This is a genomic window from Candidatus Zixiibacteriota bacterium (genome assembly GCA_014728145.1).
GTDB lineage: Bacteria > Zixibacteria > MSB-5A5 > JAABVY01 > JAABVY01 > WJMC01.
On record WJMC01000230.1, the window covers coordinates 1 to 13,673 of the forward strand.

Annotated in this window: 12 protein-coding genes and 1 tRNA gene; 8 read left to right on the plus strand and 5 right to left on the minus strand. The window is 50.3% G+C overall.

Annotation, left to right across the window (positions count from 1 at the left end; genetic code table 11):
- Positions 1 to 351: 351 nt before the first annotated feature.
- Both GF404_12790 and GF404_12795 read right to left on the minus strand, forming a co-directional pair.
- A complete protein-coding gene (locus GF404_12790) occupies positions 352 to 882 on the minus strand; it encodes a DoxX family membrane protein (protein ID MBD3383057.1) in 531 nt (176 codons plus the stop codon).
- Positions 853 to 926: transfer RNA gene (locus GF404_12795), tRNA-Pro, on the minus strand. Before GF404_12795 ends, GF404_12790 begins: the two co-directional genes overlap by 30 nt.
- 92 nt (positions 927 to 1,018) lie before the next feature.
- Between GF404_12795 and GF404_12800 the strand changes: the two genes are divergently transcribed.
- Both GF404_12800 and GF404_12805 read left to right on the plus strand, forming a co-directional pair.
- Complete coding sequence (locus GF404_12800) at positions 1,019 to 3,454, plus strand: tetratricopeptide repeat protein (GenBank protein ID MBD3383058.1); 2,436 nt, start codon at positions 1,019 to 1,021, stop codon at positions 3,452 to 3,454.
- A 158-nt stretch (positions 3,455 to 3,612) separates the two neighbouring features.
- The gene (locus GF404_12805; protein MBD3383059.1) at positions 3,613 to 4,698 is read left to right on the plus strand and encodes a hypothetical protein; all 1,086 of its coding nucleotides are present in this window, start codon (positions 3,613 to 3,615) and stop codon (positions 4,696 to 4,698) included.
- A gap of 134 nt (positions 4,699 to 4,832) precedes the next feature.
- Here GF404_12805 and GF404_12810 read toward each other — a convergent pair whose 3' ends face one another.
- A complete protein-coding gene (locus GF404_12810; GenBank protein ID MBD3383060.1) occupies positions 4,833 to 5,480 on the minus strand; it encodes a hypothetical protein in 648 nt (215 codons plus the stop codon).
- 148 nt (positions 5,481 to 5,628) lie between these two features.
- Here GF404_12810 and GF404_12815 point away from each other — a divergent pair, with 148 nt between their 5' ends.
- Together GF404_12815 and sufS are read left to right on the plus strand one after the other, a co-directional pair.
- The gene (locus tag GF404_12815; protein MBD3383061.1) at positions 5,629 to 7,737 is read left to right on the plus strand and encodes a serine hydrolase; all 2,109 of its coding nucleotides are present in this window, start codon (positions 5,629 to 5,631) and stop codon (positions 7,735 to 7,737) included.
- Positions 7,738 to 7,826: 89 nt separating this feature from the next.
- Positions 7,827 to 9,050, plus strand: coding sequence for a SufS family cysteine desulfurase (sufS, locus tag GF404_12820; GenBank protein MBD3383062.1), 1,224 nt, complete (start codon positions 7,827 to 7,829; stop codon positions 9,048 to 9,050).
- Here sufS and GF404_12825 read toward each other — a convergent pair whose 3' ends face one another.
- A complete protein-coding gene (locus GF404_12825; protein ID MBD3383063.1) occupies positions 9,051 to 9,482 on the minus strand; it encodes a hypothetical protein in 432 nt (143 codons plus the stop codon). It lies immediately after the preceding gene.
- A gap of 108 nt (positions 9,483 to 9,590) precedes the next feature.
- On the opposite strand from GF404_12825, the gene GF404_12830 reads away from it, so the two are divergent.
- The 3 genes from GF404_12830 to GF404_12840 all read left to right on the plus strand — a co-directional run bounded on the left by GF404_12830 (position 9,591) and on the right by GF404_12840 (position 12,443).
- Entirely contained in the window at positions 9,591 to 9,782 is a 192-nt protein-coding gene (locus GF404_12830; GenBank protein ID MBD3383064.1) for a hypothetical protein, read from the plus strand.
- Between the two features lie 107 nt (positions 9,783 to 9,889).
- Positions 9,890 to 10,957 carry an RNA 3'-phosphate cyclase gene (rtcA, locus tag GF404_12835; protein MBD3383065.1) on the plus strand — a complete coding sequence of 356 codons (1,068 nt, stop codon included), beginning with the start codon at positions 9,890 to 9,892 and terminating at the stop codon, positions 10,955 to 10,957.
- A 73-nt stretch (positions 10,958 to 11,030) separates the two neighbouring features.
- Complete coding sequence (locus tag GF404_12840) at positions 11,031 to 12,443, plus strand: MATE family efflux transporter (GenBank protein MBD3383066.1); 1,413 nt, start codon at positions 11,031 to 11,033, stop codon at positions 12,441 to 12,443.
- A 41-nt stretch (positions 12,444 to 12,484) separates the two neighbouring features.
- Here the strand turns inward: GF404_12840 and GF404_12845 are convergent, their stop codons facing one another.
- Entirely contained in the window at positions 12,485 to 12,946 is a 462-nt protein-coding gene (locus tag GF404_12845) for an ACT domain-containing protein (GenBank protein ID MBD3383067.1), read from the minus strand.
- A 113-nt stretch (positions 12,947 to 13,059) separates the two neighbouring features.
- On the opposite strand from GF404_12845, the gene GF404_12850 reads away from it, so the two are divergent.
- On the plus strand, positions 13,060 to 13,673 hold a 614-nt coding region (locus tag GF404_12850), incomplete at its 3' end, for a hypothetical protein (protein MBD3383068.1).

Genomic DNA, 13,673 nt, shown 5'->3' on the forward strand with positions numbered 1-13,673 from the left:
TCTACCTTGATGTAATATCGACATAAATTCTGAATAAATGAACTAATCCATACAAAAAGTATCTGTCAAAACACTTTCATGCTTGTAAGTTATTGCATTGCTATACAATACAAACAATAATGGTGAATTTATAACATTTTAAAAGTTAACCCGGTTTTCACTAAGCCCATACCCTGTTAATACCCTCATAACTGAGAAACGAAAATCTCTCAGCCATACTAAAAATCAATCGGAATGAACCTTACAAGATGAAGTTTTTTAGCGGTCTTAGATCAAAGCATCCTGGTGCTGGACAATAATTGAACAGGAAGTTAACATCTGCGTGTGTCTAAATGTTTGTGGCAGGGTTGTTTACCTTTTTGATCCGAACAACACTGAATCGAGTGAGTAGCGGTTGTAATTCAATAGCGCGATATCGAGTCCCAAAAGTATAATATAGGGGATATTGCGGGCGACCTTTTCGCTTTCGCCTGCCACTGCCAGGCCGAAGTTCAAACTCACCATGAAAAGCCCCAGAAGATATAATGCCGGCCGTGTGAAAAGCCCGACTGCCACAAGCAACCCCAGGCCGAATTCGGCTACCGGAGTGATATACGCGAAACCGCTCACCATGAATCCGGGTAGCCAGGTCTCGGAGAATTTATCCTGCATATACCCCACCACGCCAGAGTAATTCATGAACTTGTTGAGGCCGTAGATCAAGAATGTGATCCCGACTCCGAGCCTCATAACCAGAAACGCGAACGACAGGTCTTTCTCACGTAGATTCATAATATACTCCCGTAAAATTACCTCAAGGCCAGATTTCGATTTATAGAGTGTTACGAGGACTGGATTGTTCCCAAATAAAAATCGGGGTGAGAGGATTTGAACCTCCGACATCTTGCTCCCAAAGCAAGCGCGCTACCGGACTGCGCCACACCCCGAATCGATCTAAAAAAGAAGATTTAATCCCGGCTGTCAAGTTCTGTGTTCGTTTTTGCTTGTTTTAAGATCAACCTGGGATATATTCCGGTCTATGATTCGGCATATATTGATTTTCGGTACAGCGGCTCTTTTACTTATCCTGATAATCGCCTCTTTAACCACGTCACCCTTTTTATGGGGGCTCAATCATGCCGGTTTTTTGCCAGTCTGGATCATCATCCTGACGATCGCAACCAGCGTACTGGGATGGCTGATCTTTACCGGTTACGCGATAAAAGATGAATCATCCACTAAAACAAGGACCCCGTCATTTACCAGAATTTTGATTTTGGCAGGGGTTTTACTGGTACTGATTGGATTGATGTACTCGTTTCAATCGGCTACCGCCTTATGGGGCGACGGTTACCTGCGGGCCGATGAAATCGACAACGGGCGCATGTTGCATTTCACCGAACCGCTCGACAAATTCGTGCAATTCATGCTCTATTACGGCTTCACGCAGGAGGCCGGATTTTCTTCGGAGGACAGCCATCGTATTGTTTCGATCTTTGGCGGAGTACTCTATTTTTTGCTGTCATTTTGGTTTTTAGGCCGGTATCCCGACAGCAGGTTTGAACGTTTCCTGTATGGCGGACTGCTGTTTTTCAGCGGTCTGATCCAGCTGTTTTTCGGCTATGTCGAAAGCTACAGCCTCTCCACACCGCTTTTTCTGACCGCGTTGGGTACAGCACTGATACGCCTGAAAAACGGCCAGAGCATACTACCCGCGTCAATCCTGTATTTTATCGCCTGCCTGTTTCATATGTCGCTGGCAGTCTATTTCCCCGCCTTTCTGGTTGTTGCGATCCTGCAATGGAAAAAACATAAGCAGACTGCTGACAGATTCAGCCTGATCGCGACCGCCCTGATTCCGGCTTTGCTGGCGGTAATTCTGCTGGCAGTCCGTAGTACCCAGGAAGTTGGCAAACTTGAAATCAACTGGTTCGAGTACCTGTTTTTATCGTTTCTTCCCAATCAGACCGGCTACTGGATATTCTCAGCGACTCATATTCTCGATATATTGAACGAGTTGCTTTTGGTGGCGCCGACGGGGATTGTTCTGTTAGTAGCTTTTCTGCGACCGAAACGCCTCGAAAAATCAATGGAATTTATCTTTTTAGCGATCCTTTGCGTGTGCGGCCTGATGTTCATGTTACTTTTCAACACCTCCTTCGCCCTGGCACGCGACTGGGATCTATTCAGTTCGATCGCGCTTCCAGTTAACCTGCTGGCAGGTTATGTGACAATTCAACACCTGAGGGATAAAAAACGTTTCGATCTCAGGCTGATATTTCTGCCGTTGCTTCCGGCAGTTTGGATAACTGTCAGTTTCGTGCTCACCAACTCCCGCCAGGAAGCTACCGTCGACCGCTATGAGACAGCGATCGAGATGACCGAATACGGACGTCATCTCAACCTGGAAGCGCTGGCCTCGTACTATAAAGCGGTCGATAATGATACTCGTTATATCGAACTGCTCGAGGAAGCTCAAAAATACCAGAATAATCCGCGTTACCTGTTCAAAATCGGCCATACCAAGCTATCAGAAGGCAAACCGGCGGAGGCTCTGGATTATTTTTTCGAAGCGCTCGAGATTGACCCCGATTACGTTTCCGCCCTGCAGTATGTCGCCATGACCTACGCTTCCCTGGGCAAAAACGACCCCAGGCTCTATGAACAGGCCGAGAAATTCTTCCACCTGGTGCTCCAGAAGGATCCGGATTTCGCGCCGGGTTATTACAACCTGGCCTGGGTTTTGATCGAAACCGGCCGTTTAAATGAAGCGAGGCGCAACCTGCGTAAGGCAATCGAGTATGATCCCGATTACAGCATGGCCTACGCCAATTTAGCCAGGGTATTTGCGCTCGAGAATAACCTCGACTCAGCCGAGTACTACTACCTCAAGTTGATTGATATGGAACCGAATGACCTGGGTTCCTATCTTAACCTTGTCAAAACCTACCATACAGCCGGTGAGGGTGAACGCGGGTACGCTATTCTGAAAGAAGCCGAGAACCGTTTTAAGAATTCAGTTTACAGCATCGAAATCGCCCGCACCTACCTGCTTTTAGGAGCGACCGACAAGGCCATTGAATTATTGACTCAAATTTCCGAATCAGAACAGCATCCACTGCCAGCCTTCATTACCCTCGCAAATGTCTACTACATGACAGGTAAACCGGAGGCTGGAATCAAAACACTCTCCCGCGCGGGGCAATATCATTTAGAACCGTCTCAACTGGTCCATATATCCGAAGCTTTCCTGCAGATGGAAGCGCGCGATTCGGCCCGGGCTTATCTCCATGAATCGATCAAACGCGACTCCAGCTTTGTGACAGGATACCTCAAACTTTCGATGTTTTACCTGCTGGAGGGCAAGCGTCAAACTGCTATGCGTGTACTCGAGCAGGGGGCAGGCAAAATCGACGACCCCCACAAACGCGATTCTCTTTTATCCCGCTTAAACAAGCTTCATTCGGCAGATTAAACTAAAAGTGTGTCACCAGTGACACGCAGGACCTGTTTTTACAAATACGTCAAATCCGCCTACTTACTGCCTCACAACACGTTATCTAGCTGGCACGGTTTATGCAATTTATACTTCCCGGATGACACAGGAAATAACACTAAACCGAGGAGGTTATCATGAAAACGAAACTGTCAATCATCAGCCTGTCAGCAGTGATTATCCTGGCGATCGTAATGATCACAGCGATCAATATCCAGAAAGATCGAGATTCAAAACAGGCCGACAGGGTAGTCCCGGCCGAGGATACAATCACCACGAGTGTCCAGACGGAGATCGAAGATATCCCCGCTGAAACCGTGATCCCGCTCGAACCGGAAGCGGTCGAGACCCTCTCAGTCTCGTTTGCCAATGTGCGCGATGTGGCTGTCTGGGATGAGCGCGTGGCGGCCGGCACCGAAGGGGGCGTATTCACCTACCTGCCGGAGGATTCGTCCTACCAGTTCTACCATGCAGGCGCCGGTCTGGATGAGGGTGATGTCAACTGCGTCCTTCCGCTTGCGGACAAACTCTATGTCGGCGGTGAAAACGGCCTGGCCGAAATTGATTTGGCCGGTAATATCGAAAAACTCGAGTTCGGCTTCGATGCGCCGGTGAACGCACTGGCCGAATATGACGGCACGCTCTTGATTGGTACTGAAGAAGACGGCTTGATCGCCTGGTCCTACGGTTTTTCCAACTGCCTGCTTGAGGTGCCCCAGATCAGCGCGGTGGTCTCAGCAGATGACCAGATCTGGGTGGCTACCCGAGGTCACGGACTGTACAGCTTCGACGGCCGGAAATGGCAGAAACGCTTTTTGATCGAGGATTCGACCGCCCTCGATTATGTCACCGACCTGGGTTACAAATTCAACCGGGTTTATGCCACCACCGCTTTCGGACTGTATGTCTTCGACGGCGGGCGCTGGAAACTCTACAATGAGGAGGACGGCCTGCTGGTCTGCGATCTGACCGCTGTCGATTTCTCCGGCTGGAAGATCATAGTCTCAACCTCGGACTGGGGAATCTACGAGATCTTTGAAGATATAGTCACTCCCAAAGCCTGGTCAGAGGGTATGGAGGTAACAGCTCTGGCATCCAACGGCAATCTCACCGCGATCGGCACACCCGCGGACGGAATCTACATTGCTCAGGGCGGTTCAATCAGCCACGTGAACCCGTCACCCCAGACCTTCACCCGACCAGCCCTGGCACTCTTACCGTAGCTCTTCTCATCAAACAAGCCGCCCGGCTTAAAACCGGGCGGCTTCTCAAAACGGAAAGGACAATTGCACAGATCGCAATTACCTGAAAGCAAGAAAACTATAATTTCAGGCTTCTATTTGGGCAAAATTTATTATCACATCATTCCCATCGAATTAGCTACTACAAACAATAAAACGAACCACAGTATCGGTGTGACCACAAGAGTCAGTATGCCTTGGATTTTTTTACAGCGCAAACCGACCACCGCGCCATAGACGGCCAGAAACCAGCCGTACAGCAAAGACAGCCCGAGCATTATCGAGGATGGAAGCGAAAACCACCAGCCGGCGGGCGGATTGAGATAATCATTGCCAAGGCTGATCACTGAAACCAGCTTGATCAAGAACACGGCAACGGTAAATGGCAACCAGGCGTAGACACTGACCGCCACGGAATTCTTCATGTCCTTGCGGGAATCAGCAAGGTAGGCATAGAAGTGAAACAGGATCCCACCGATCATGTAAATAAGCCCCATAAAAACCACGCTCATAATCAGAAGCAATATGAAAGATGACAAATGACCGGAAACCAGCCCCCCTTCACTCAACAGGGTCTTGTCCATCCACATCAGGGCATGAGCCATTCCGGCCAGCCACGCGGAAAAGGCCAGAAACGGAAATGTGTCACGGGCGACTGTCTGCTTAAAGAATGTGTGCGGGTGACGGATCATCAACCATAACAGTCCGCCGAAACCGATTTCTTTCTCTCGGGATTCGTATGCCACCATCAAAGTATTATCCATGTTTTAAGCATTCGTAAATACCACCCGATTGTTGCATAAAATTCCGATTTTAATCTAACTTTAAATCTCTTCTGCACAAACTTTTTGTTGAATTACCTGAAACCTGGAAGATTATTAAAAAAATAGTTCTGATTTTAAAGGAGGAAACATGTCATACAGGAGAGTAATTCTTACGGTATGCCTGCTTGCAATCATGGTTGCTTCTTCACTTTTTGCGCAGGCTGAAGATGAACTTATTGGTCGCTGGGAAGGTACGATCGAAATTCCCCAAATGCCTTTGGATATCGTTTTGCTCTTTGAAAATGATCCGGACTGTGTACTCTTTGGATTGATCGACATTCCCCAGCAGGGCGCGATCGGGCTCGAACTGGTCGAGATCGAAATCGAGGGCAACCAGGCACAATTCGCCATAGCCGATGTCCCGGGCAATCCCCGTTTTATGGGCGAGATTTCCGATGACGGCTCGACGATGAGCGGAGAATTCACTCAAAATGAGCAGAGCTTTGCATTCGAGGTAACCTATGAGGATCCGCAGAAGGCGGCCGAAAGAATGGCCCGCTTGCGCGGAAAAGTCGACCGAATACAGCAATTCGCCGATTCCATGCTGGCAGTCTGGGAACCTCCGGGATTCGCAATCGGTATCGTCTACCGGGATTCGGTCGTACTTGCCGAGGGCTATGGCTATCGTGATCTCGAGGACAGCCTCTCAGCCAATGAGAAGACCCTGTACGCCATCGGGTCGACCACCAAGGCTTTCACTACCGCGGCGATTTCTATACTCGTCGATGAGGGCCTGCTCGAATGGGAGGGCAAGGTGATCGATTACCTGCCGGATTTCAGATTATGGGATGAGTACGCTACATATCACATGAACCTGGTCGACCTGGTGACACATCGCTCAGGCCTGCCCCGTCACGACCTGGTCTGGTATAACGCGCCGATTACGCGCGAGGAGATCATCGGGCGGTTGCAGTATCTCGAGCCGACTGCTGAACTGCGTTCCCGCTTTCAGTACAACAACCTGATGTTCGTAACTGCCGGCTACATTGTCGGTCAGATGACAGGTTCGACATGGGAAGAGTTCGTCCAGGCCGAAATCCTCGATCCGCTCGGGATGGACCGCTCCAACTTCTCTGTGGAGGTTTCCAGGCAGGATGACAACCATGCCCGGCCGTACCGCTTAAACAGCGACGGTGAAATCGAACTGACAGATTTTCGCAATCTCGATCATGTCGGCCCGGCAGGTTCGATCAATTCCTGCGTGGAAGATATGTGCCAATGGCTCAGGCTTCAGCTCGGGCGGGGCGAGTACGACGGGTTCCGGATCATCTCCGAGGAGCAGATTAATAACATGCACGCCCCGCATGTAGTCAGCAACCTGCCGTCAGCATACGATGAACTTTCGGAAGCGCTCTATGGGCTCGGCTGGGGGGTGCAGATGTACCGTGGTCACAAAATCGTCTGGCACGACGGCGGTATCGACGGTTTCTATACCAGGGTCGCGCTTCTGCCTGAAGACAACCTCGGTATTGTCGCGTTTGTAAATCTGCCGGGAAATCAGGTTATCGACGCCATGCTGTATTATATCGCCGATGAGTTTCTGGAGCTGGAACCGATCGACTGGACCTCCCGCCTCAAATCTCCTGAAAGTGACGAGGATGAAGAAACGGAGGATAAAGCGGAAGATATGCGCGTCGAGGATACCAAACCCTCCCATAAACTCAAAGACTACGCGGGAAAATATGAACATCCCGGCTACGGCGTCATCACGATCGACTATCGCGATAAAAAGCTGTATGCTGAAATGAACCGCATGGAATCAGTACTCGAGCACTGGCATTACGACGTCTTCCGCATCACAGACGAGATGCTGGAAGAAACCAAGCTCCAGTTTCTGACCAACCTAAGAGGCGATATCGACCGCCTGGGAGTAGCGCTGGAAGCGGAGCTGGATGATATCATCTTCGAAAAACAGGCCAACGCCCGTCTCTATGATCCCGAGTTTTTGTCAAAGCTTGTAGGAGAGTATGAGCTAAAAGGAGTTATATCCAAAGTCTATTTCAAGAATGATAACACCCTGGGACTGACAGTGCCCGGCCAGAGGCCATATACGCTGACACCATACCGGGGAACCGAATTCAATATCGAGGGATTGAACGGCTTCAGCCTGCGGTTCGAAATCGACGACGATGACGAACACGCCGAAGAAGTGACGTTTATCCAGCCCAACGGCGTTTTTACCGCCAAAAGACAGTGATTCGACCACCAGTGGAACATCCGGGACCAAAAAACGATTATAGGCCATAATACAACACTAAAGTGTAAACTATTTAAGGTGGATATATTATGGATTGGGCTAAAGTAAAACAGCAGTTTCCGGAGCTCAGACGGGTTATCGACGGCAAACAGATCATATTTTTAGATTCGGCCGCCACCAGTCAAAAACCTCAACGTGTGATTGACAAACTGGTTGAATACTACTCGAATTACAACGCCAATGTTCATCGCGGAGTCTACTCGCTTTCGGCCGAAGCGACCGAGGCCTATGATGAATCTCGCGATCTGGTACGCCAGTTCATCAACGCCCGTTCAAATTCGGAAGTTATCTTTACCAAGGGCACCACAGAGGGCATCAACCTGGTGGCGCGCGCCTGGGGCGATGAGTTTGTCGACGCCGGTGATGAAATCATCCTGACCGAACTGGAACATCACTCCAACCTGGTGCCGTGGCAACTGTTGTCGCAACGCACCGGCTGTAAACTCAGGTTCGTGCCGGTCGATGACCAGGCTGTTTTAGATCTCGATCAATACGAAAAACTGCTTTCGAGTAAAACCAGACTGGTGGCTTTTAACGGGCAGTCCAATTCCATGGGCACACTTAACCCGATCGAGAAAATGACCGCCCTGGCCCATGATGCCGGTGCACTGGTTTTGGTCGACGGCGCCCAGTATGTGCCCCACAACAAAATCGATGTGCAGAAACTCGATGTCGATTTTCTGGCATTTTCCGGACACAAGATGTGCGCTCCGACAGGGATCGGGGTGCTCTACGGCAAAGAAGAATTGCTCGAAAAGATACCGCCGTTTCTGGGTGGCGGAGACATGATCGAAAGCGTACATTACGAAAAATCGACTTATACCAAATTGCCGATCAAGTTCGAGGCCGGGACTCCGAATATCGGCGGGGTGGTAGTGCTGGGTGAAGCGATCAGGTTCCTCAATGAGATCGGGATGGACAATATCCGCGAACACGAAAAAGAACTGACCGAGTATACATTGCAGAAGTTTTTAGATCATCCAAAAATAAAAATCTATGGACCCCGGACTCCCGCAGGCCGGGGTGGCGCGATATCTTTTGAATACGAAAATATCCACCCCCATGACATGGCCCAGATCCTGGATTCTGTGGGAATCTGTATCCGCGCCGGGCATCACTGTACCCAGCCGTTAATGCGCAAATTCGGAATCGCCGCAACTTCGCGAGTGTCATTTTATCTGTATAACGACAAAACCGAGGTGGATCGGCTTATGGACGCTCTGGATAAGGCGCAGGAAATGTTTGGCTTCTGATCACAGGTTTGTCGTCTGGACTTCTTGCCTCATCGCGAGCCTCAACCGGTCGATGTATTTACGCGCCTCATGACTGGTTCGTACCAGGGCCGGATAATCCGGATCCGGTTTGCTTCGATCGATCCGCACCAGCCTTCCGCTGATCTGGAGACCATAACGCACCAGTCCGTCGGGATAAAGGTAATCATTCCGTAACCGCCTCAAGCGCATAAAAAACCGACCCGCAAGCTTCGGTTCTACTACTATCCGGGAAATGTCCAGCATCAAGTAACAGCGACCATCGCCTGATGATTCGACCAGATCATGTTTGACCCTATTCAGGATTTCATCCAGCGCACATTCATCGTCCACAAGAACCGGCCTCTCGGCTGAAACATGCAGAACACGACGTACCGGATCAAATTCGGATATTATTTGTATTCTTTTACCCACAATGAATACTTATCGGTCTGGTAAAGTATTACTTGAGTTAATTCCGGGAATTTCGGGCAACTTCAATTATATTTTGTCGTAAGTATTTTTTAAATAAAGGACTGATATATGTTGTTAAAAAAGCATTCCGAATTTTTCATGCCCCTGGGAATGGTTTCTCTTATTGTCGGGATCCTGTTGATGCGCTTCAGCCCCCAGACTTCCTGGTACGGTTTCGCAACTGGAGCTTTTCTGGGTTTTTCATTGGTGATGAACACCGCTACGATAATTACTCTGCGTTACAGGAAATCCTGTTCGTAGAGCAGACCATTTGTACGCCTTTATAAAACCGGGCGATTGGTCCGGCGTAGCCATACCCGTTTATTTTGCTTGCTTTTACCACCCTGAATTTCTTAAATTACGCGCCTATGAAAAACAGCAACAATGATATTATTCGAGTCGACGGCAGTTACGGTGAGGGTGGCGGTCAGATTTTGAGGACCAGCCTGATGTTGTCGACACATCTCGGCAAACCGCTGGAGATTATCAACATCCGCAAAAACAGGCGCACTCCGGGTTTGATGCCGCAACACCTGACCGCTGTGCGTGCCTGCCAGAAGATCTGCGGTGCCGAGGTAAAAGGGGATTCATATCGCTCGGAGAAACTGTATTTCCGTCCTGGCAAAGTCCGGCCCGGCAAATACTCCTTTGATATCGCGGCCGAAAAACGGTCAGCCGGCTCAGCCGCGCTGGTTCTGCAGACTATGGCGTTGCCGTTATTTCTGGTCAAGGGAGGTTCGACTATCAAGGTCAAGGGTGGAACTCATGTACCCTGGTCTCCCCCGGCGACATACCTCAAGCAGGTGTTTTTTCCAATGCTGGCCAGGCTGGGACTGTATTCGAACATCAAGATCCTGCGTTGGGGATTTTACCCTGAGGGGGGCGGTGAACTCCTGCTCCAGATCAAGCGTTCCTCACAGAAGATCAAGTGCCTGGATTTCTCGGAGCGGGGCAAACTCAAGCGAGTGACCGGGCTTTCGGCAGTCGCCAACCTTCCGAATTCGATTGCCGAACGCCAGAAAAAGCGGGCGCTGGAGATGCTTCGTGAGCATGGGTTGCGAGCGAATATCGCCACCAAGGAGGCTCGTTCGCGAGGCAAGGGAACCGTGCTCTTTTTAACCGCGGAGTACGAAAATGTGGTCGCCGGTTTTTCACGGCTGGGCGAAAAAGGCAAGGCGGCTGAGATCGTGGCCGAGGAAGCCTGCCAGGACATGATCGATTTCAACGGCAAGAACGTCGCCATCGGACATAACCTGGCCGACCAGATTTTGCCCTACCTGGCACTGACCCGTAATAAGTTCGTGCTCAATGTATCCAACCTGACCACACATCTTCTGACGAACCTGTGGGTTATCTCACGTTTTCTGGATGTGCAGATCGATATCAAGGGTCCCCGCGACCTTCCGGGCATTATTACGGTCGAGCCAAAAAGTTGATTTTTCCGAAGATTTGAGCTAACCTCGGAGCCCCAAAGCCGTATGACTGCTATCATTTATCGATGAGGCGGCTATGACTGAACTTGCCAGAAAAGTTATCGCTGAGGAAGAAAGCGTTTTAAAAAGCATCTTCCGCATGGGTATTCCCTCTGCAATCGGATTTTTTGCCGCTAATATGTATGATTTCATCGACGCTCTCTGGCTGGCACGGCTGGGCGCTTCCCATGTCGCCGCGGTTACGATCTTTTTCGGGTTTTACTGGGTTATCTCGTCTTTTAACCAGCTGGCCGGCACCGGTTCCGTTTCCATAATTTCTCAAAATTACGGTAACGACGACCACGCCCGCGCGGTTGCCGCAATCAAGGAAACGTATATCCTGAAATGGATCATCGCGATCGTCTTCGGCCTGGCCGGGCTCTTCTTTCTCGAAGATGTGATGCGATTTTTGGGAGCGGCTGATGAGCCGATCGGTGAGGAGGGTCAGTCGGTTCTGAGCCTGTCGATGCAGTATGGCACAATTCAGCTGATCGGGCTCGGTTTCTCGATGTGCGCCTTCACTAATTATACTGCCCTGCGGGGAGTCGGTAACCCGCGCATGGCGATGCTTCTGATGATCGCTTCGGTAGTTTTGAACATCATTCTCGACCCGTTCTTGATTTTCGGCTGGTGGATTTTTCCCAAACTGGGCATAGTCGGAGCCGCGCTGGCCTCGTTGATCGCGCATACCGCGTCCTTTATCGCCGGGCTGGTACTGTTTTTCTCGGGAATCGCCAATGTGCGCATGAAATTTAGAGGCGACAGCCCGGTCAGGTTGAAATCGATCTGGAAAATCGTCCGGATCGGCGCACCGGCCGGTCTAAATGCTGTCTCGTTTTCGCTCAGCCGTTCGATCGTGCTCCGTTTCGTGGCGATCACTTCGGCCGAAGCTGTGGCCGCCTACGGTATCGGCATGAAGATTTCAGCTCTTTCGATCATGATTATAGTCGGTCTTGGTTTGGGACTGGCGGCATTGATCGGCCAGCTTCTGGGCGCGGAAAAGCCACAACGAGCCAGGCAGACAGCCTACCAGGCGATGCTGGTAGCGCTTGTGATCACTATCCTGATAGCCTTGATCACGATCGTCTTCGCCCGGCCGATCATGCACATCTTCTTCAAACCCTCACAGGGAGTAGCCGAAACGCAGGTGATCGAAATCGGCGTCACGCTTTTGCGCATCATCTCGCTGAGCCTGCCGGCGATCGGGATGTATATCATTATGGAAATGGTTTTTACGGGCGCCGGTAATAATGTCCCGCCGATGGTGTTCGGTATGATAATGGGCTGGGTGATCGAGATCCCCTTGATCCTGATCGCTATCTACGTGCTCGAAGCGGGTCATGTCGGGATTTGGTGGGCGGTCACGATTTCCGCTGTAGCCGGCTCACTTCTGACATTCTGGTGGTTCTCCAGGGGAAACTGGCTGAAAACCAGGGTCAAGGGCGACTGAATGAACTGACAATTGTATCAGTCGAACAAGTCCGGAATAGCTTACAGGCCGAACTCCTCTGTGAGCGCCTTCTCGGCATCCTCAACCTGATCGGTAAACAGAACGCAGGTAATCGATGAGAGCGAAGTCGAGATCGCCTGGATATTGATTCCCTTTTTGGAAAGTGAGCCAAAGATACGACCGGCTGAGCCGGGCTGGCTGGAAAGCATGTGCCAGGCTAAAGTCAGAAGAGCGATGTTTTCCCGGAAGGACACATTCTCGTATTTGAGTTCGCCCTTGAGTTCCTCCAGAACATTGAGCACATCCTGGAGTTCATTGGACCTGACCGCGAATGAGATATTGGCGTGTTTACCCACTCCGGGGCTGGATATCACCAGTTCAACATTGAAACCGCGTTGCCCGAGCTGTCCGAAGATTTCCGCCGCGATTCCGGGCTGGTCCGGCACCTGGTGAATGACTACCTCGGCCACATCGACATTTTTCGATATCGTGATATCGTTCATGAGCACCTCCTTGTGAATTAAGTGTATAACTTAATAGAGCTTATGTCAATCGGTTTTTAAATTGACGGCCGACCGTGAGGGCCGTATCTAATACTGTGATGTTTAGACTCATTTTGACAACAACAATTTTTATCATAATGCTGTCAAACCCGGCAAACTCCCAGCCAGAGGGTGGATCGCATTGGAATCAGACCGCCAAAGTGATCTACCAGGTCCGTGGCAAAGTCTACCTCGATCGCGGTACGACCGAGGGTATCGATCATAACTGGCAGGCAGTAGTCCTTGGATCGTCCGGTCAGAAACTGTTTATTCCGCTCAACTGGTGCGGAGAGGATCTCAGTTTTTTTATCAATCCCGATCCCGGCGTCTATTCATTCGAGCGTAGCCAGCCGATCACCCTGATCTTTAAGCCCCAGGAAGAATCCAAAAGCGGAAGGCTGAACATGGCTTACCGCCGTCTCCCGCAACTTCCCCACCGGTCGCCGGATGAATATATCGACAGGGAACTTACTTCTCTGCTGGCATACCCTCTTTTGAAATCATTCACGCTACACAGTCATGCACAGATATCTTCCGGTAACTACATCATGCTCCAAGCCAGGCCCGACCTGCTCTATTCCAATGGTTCCAGGGTCCGGATCGAGGATATCTGCTTCAGCCTGGTTTACTGGTTTTACAATACTTCCCTGCAGTCTTTGGACTTGAAATACCTGGCCACAGATACAGA

Bases quoted from the DNA above. Each gene is read 5' to 3' on its own strand.
- GF404_12790 (MBD3383057.1), bottom strand. From the start codon at position 882: ATGTCGGAGGTTCAAATCCTCTCACCCCGATTTTTATTTGGGAACAAT.
- GF404_12800 (MBD3383058.1), top strand. From the start codon at position 1,019: ATGATTCGGCATATATTGATTTTCGGTACAGCGGCTCTTTTACTTATC.
- GF404_12805 (MBD3383059.1), top strand. From the start codon at position 3,613: ATGAAAACGAAACTGTCAATCATCAGCCTGTCAGCAGTGATTATCCTG.
- GF404_12810 (MBD3383060.1), bottom strand. From the start codon at position 5,480: ATGGATAATACTTTGATGGTGGCATACGAATCCCGAGAGAAAGAAATC.
- GF404_12815 (MBD3383061.1), top strand. From the start codon at position 5,629: ATGTCATACAGGAGAGTAATTCTTACGGTATGCCTGCTTGCAATCATG.
- sufS (MBD3383062.1), top strand. From the start codon at position 7,827: ATGGATTGGGCTAAAGTAAAACAGCAGTTTCCGGAGCTCAGACGGGTT.
- GF404_12830 (MBD3383064.1), top strand. From the start codon at position 9,591: ATGTTGTTAAAAAAGCATTCCGAATTTTTCATGCCCCTGGGAATGGTT.
- rtcA (MBD3383065.1), top strand. From the start codon at position 9,890: ATGAAAAACAGCAACAATGATATTATTCGAGTCGACGGCAGTTACGGT.
- GF404_12840 (MBD3383066.1), top strand. From the start codon at position 11,031: ATGACTGAACTTGCCAGAAAAGTTATCGCTGAGGAAGAAAGCGTTTTA.
- GF404_12845 (MBD3383067.1), bottom strand. From the start codon at position 12,946: ATGAACGATATCACGATATCGAAAAATGTCGATGTGGCCGAGGTAGTC.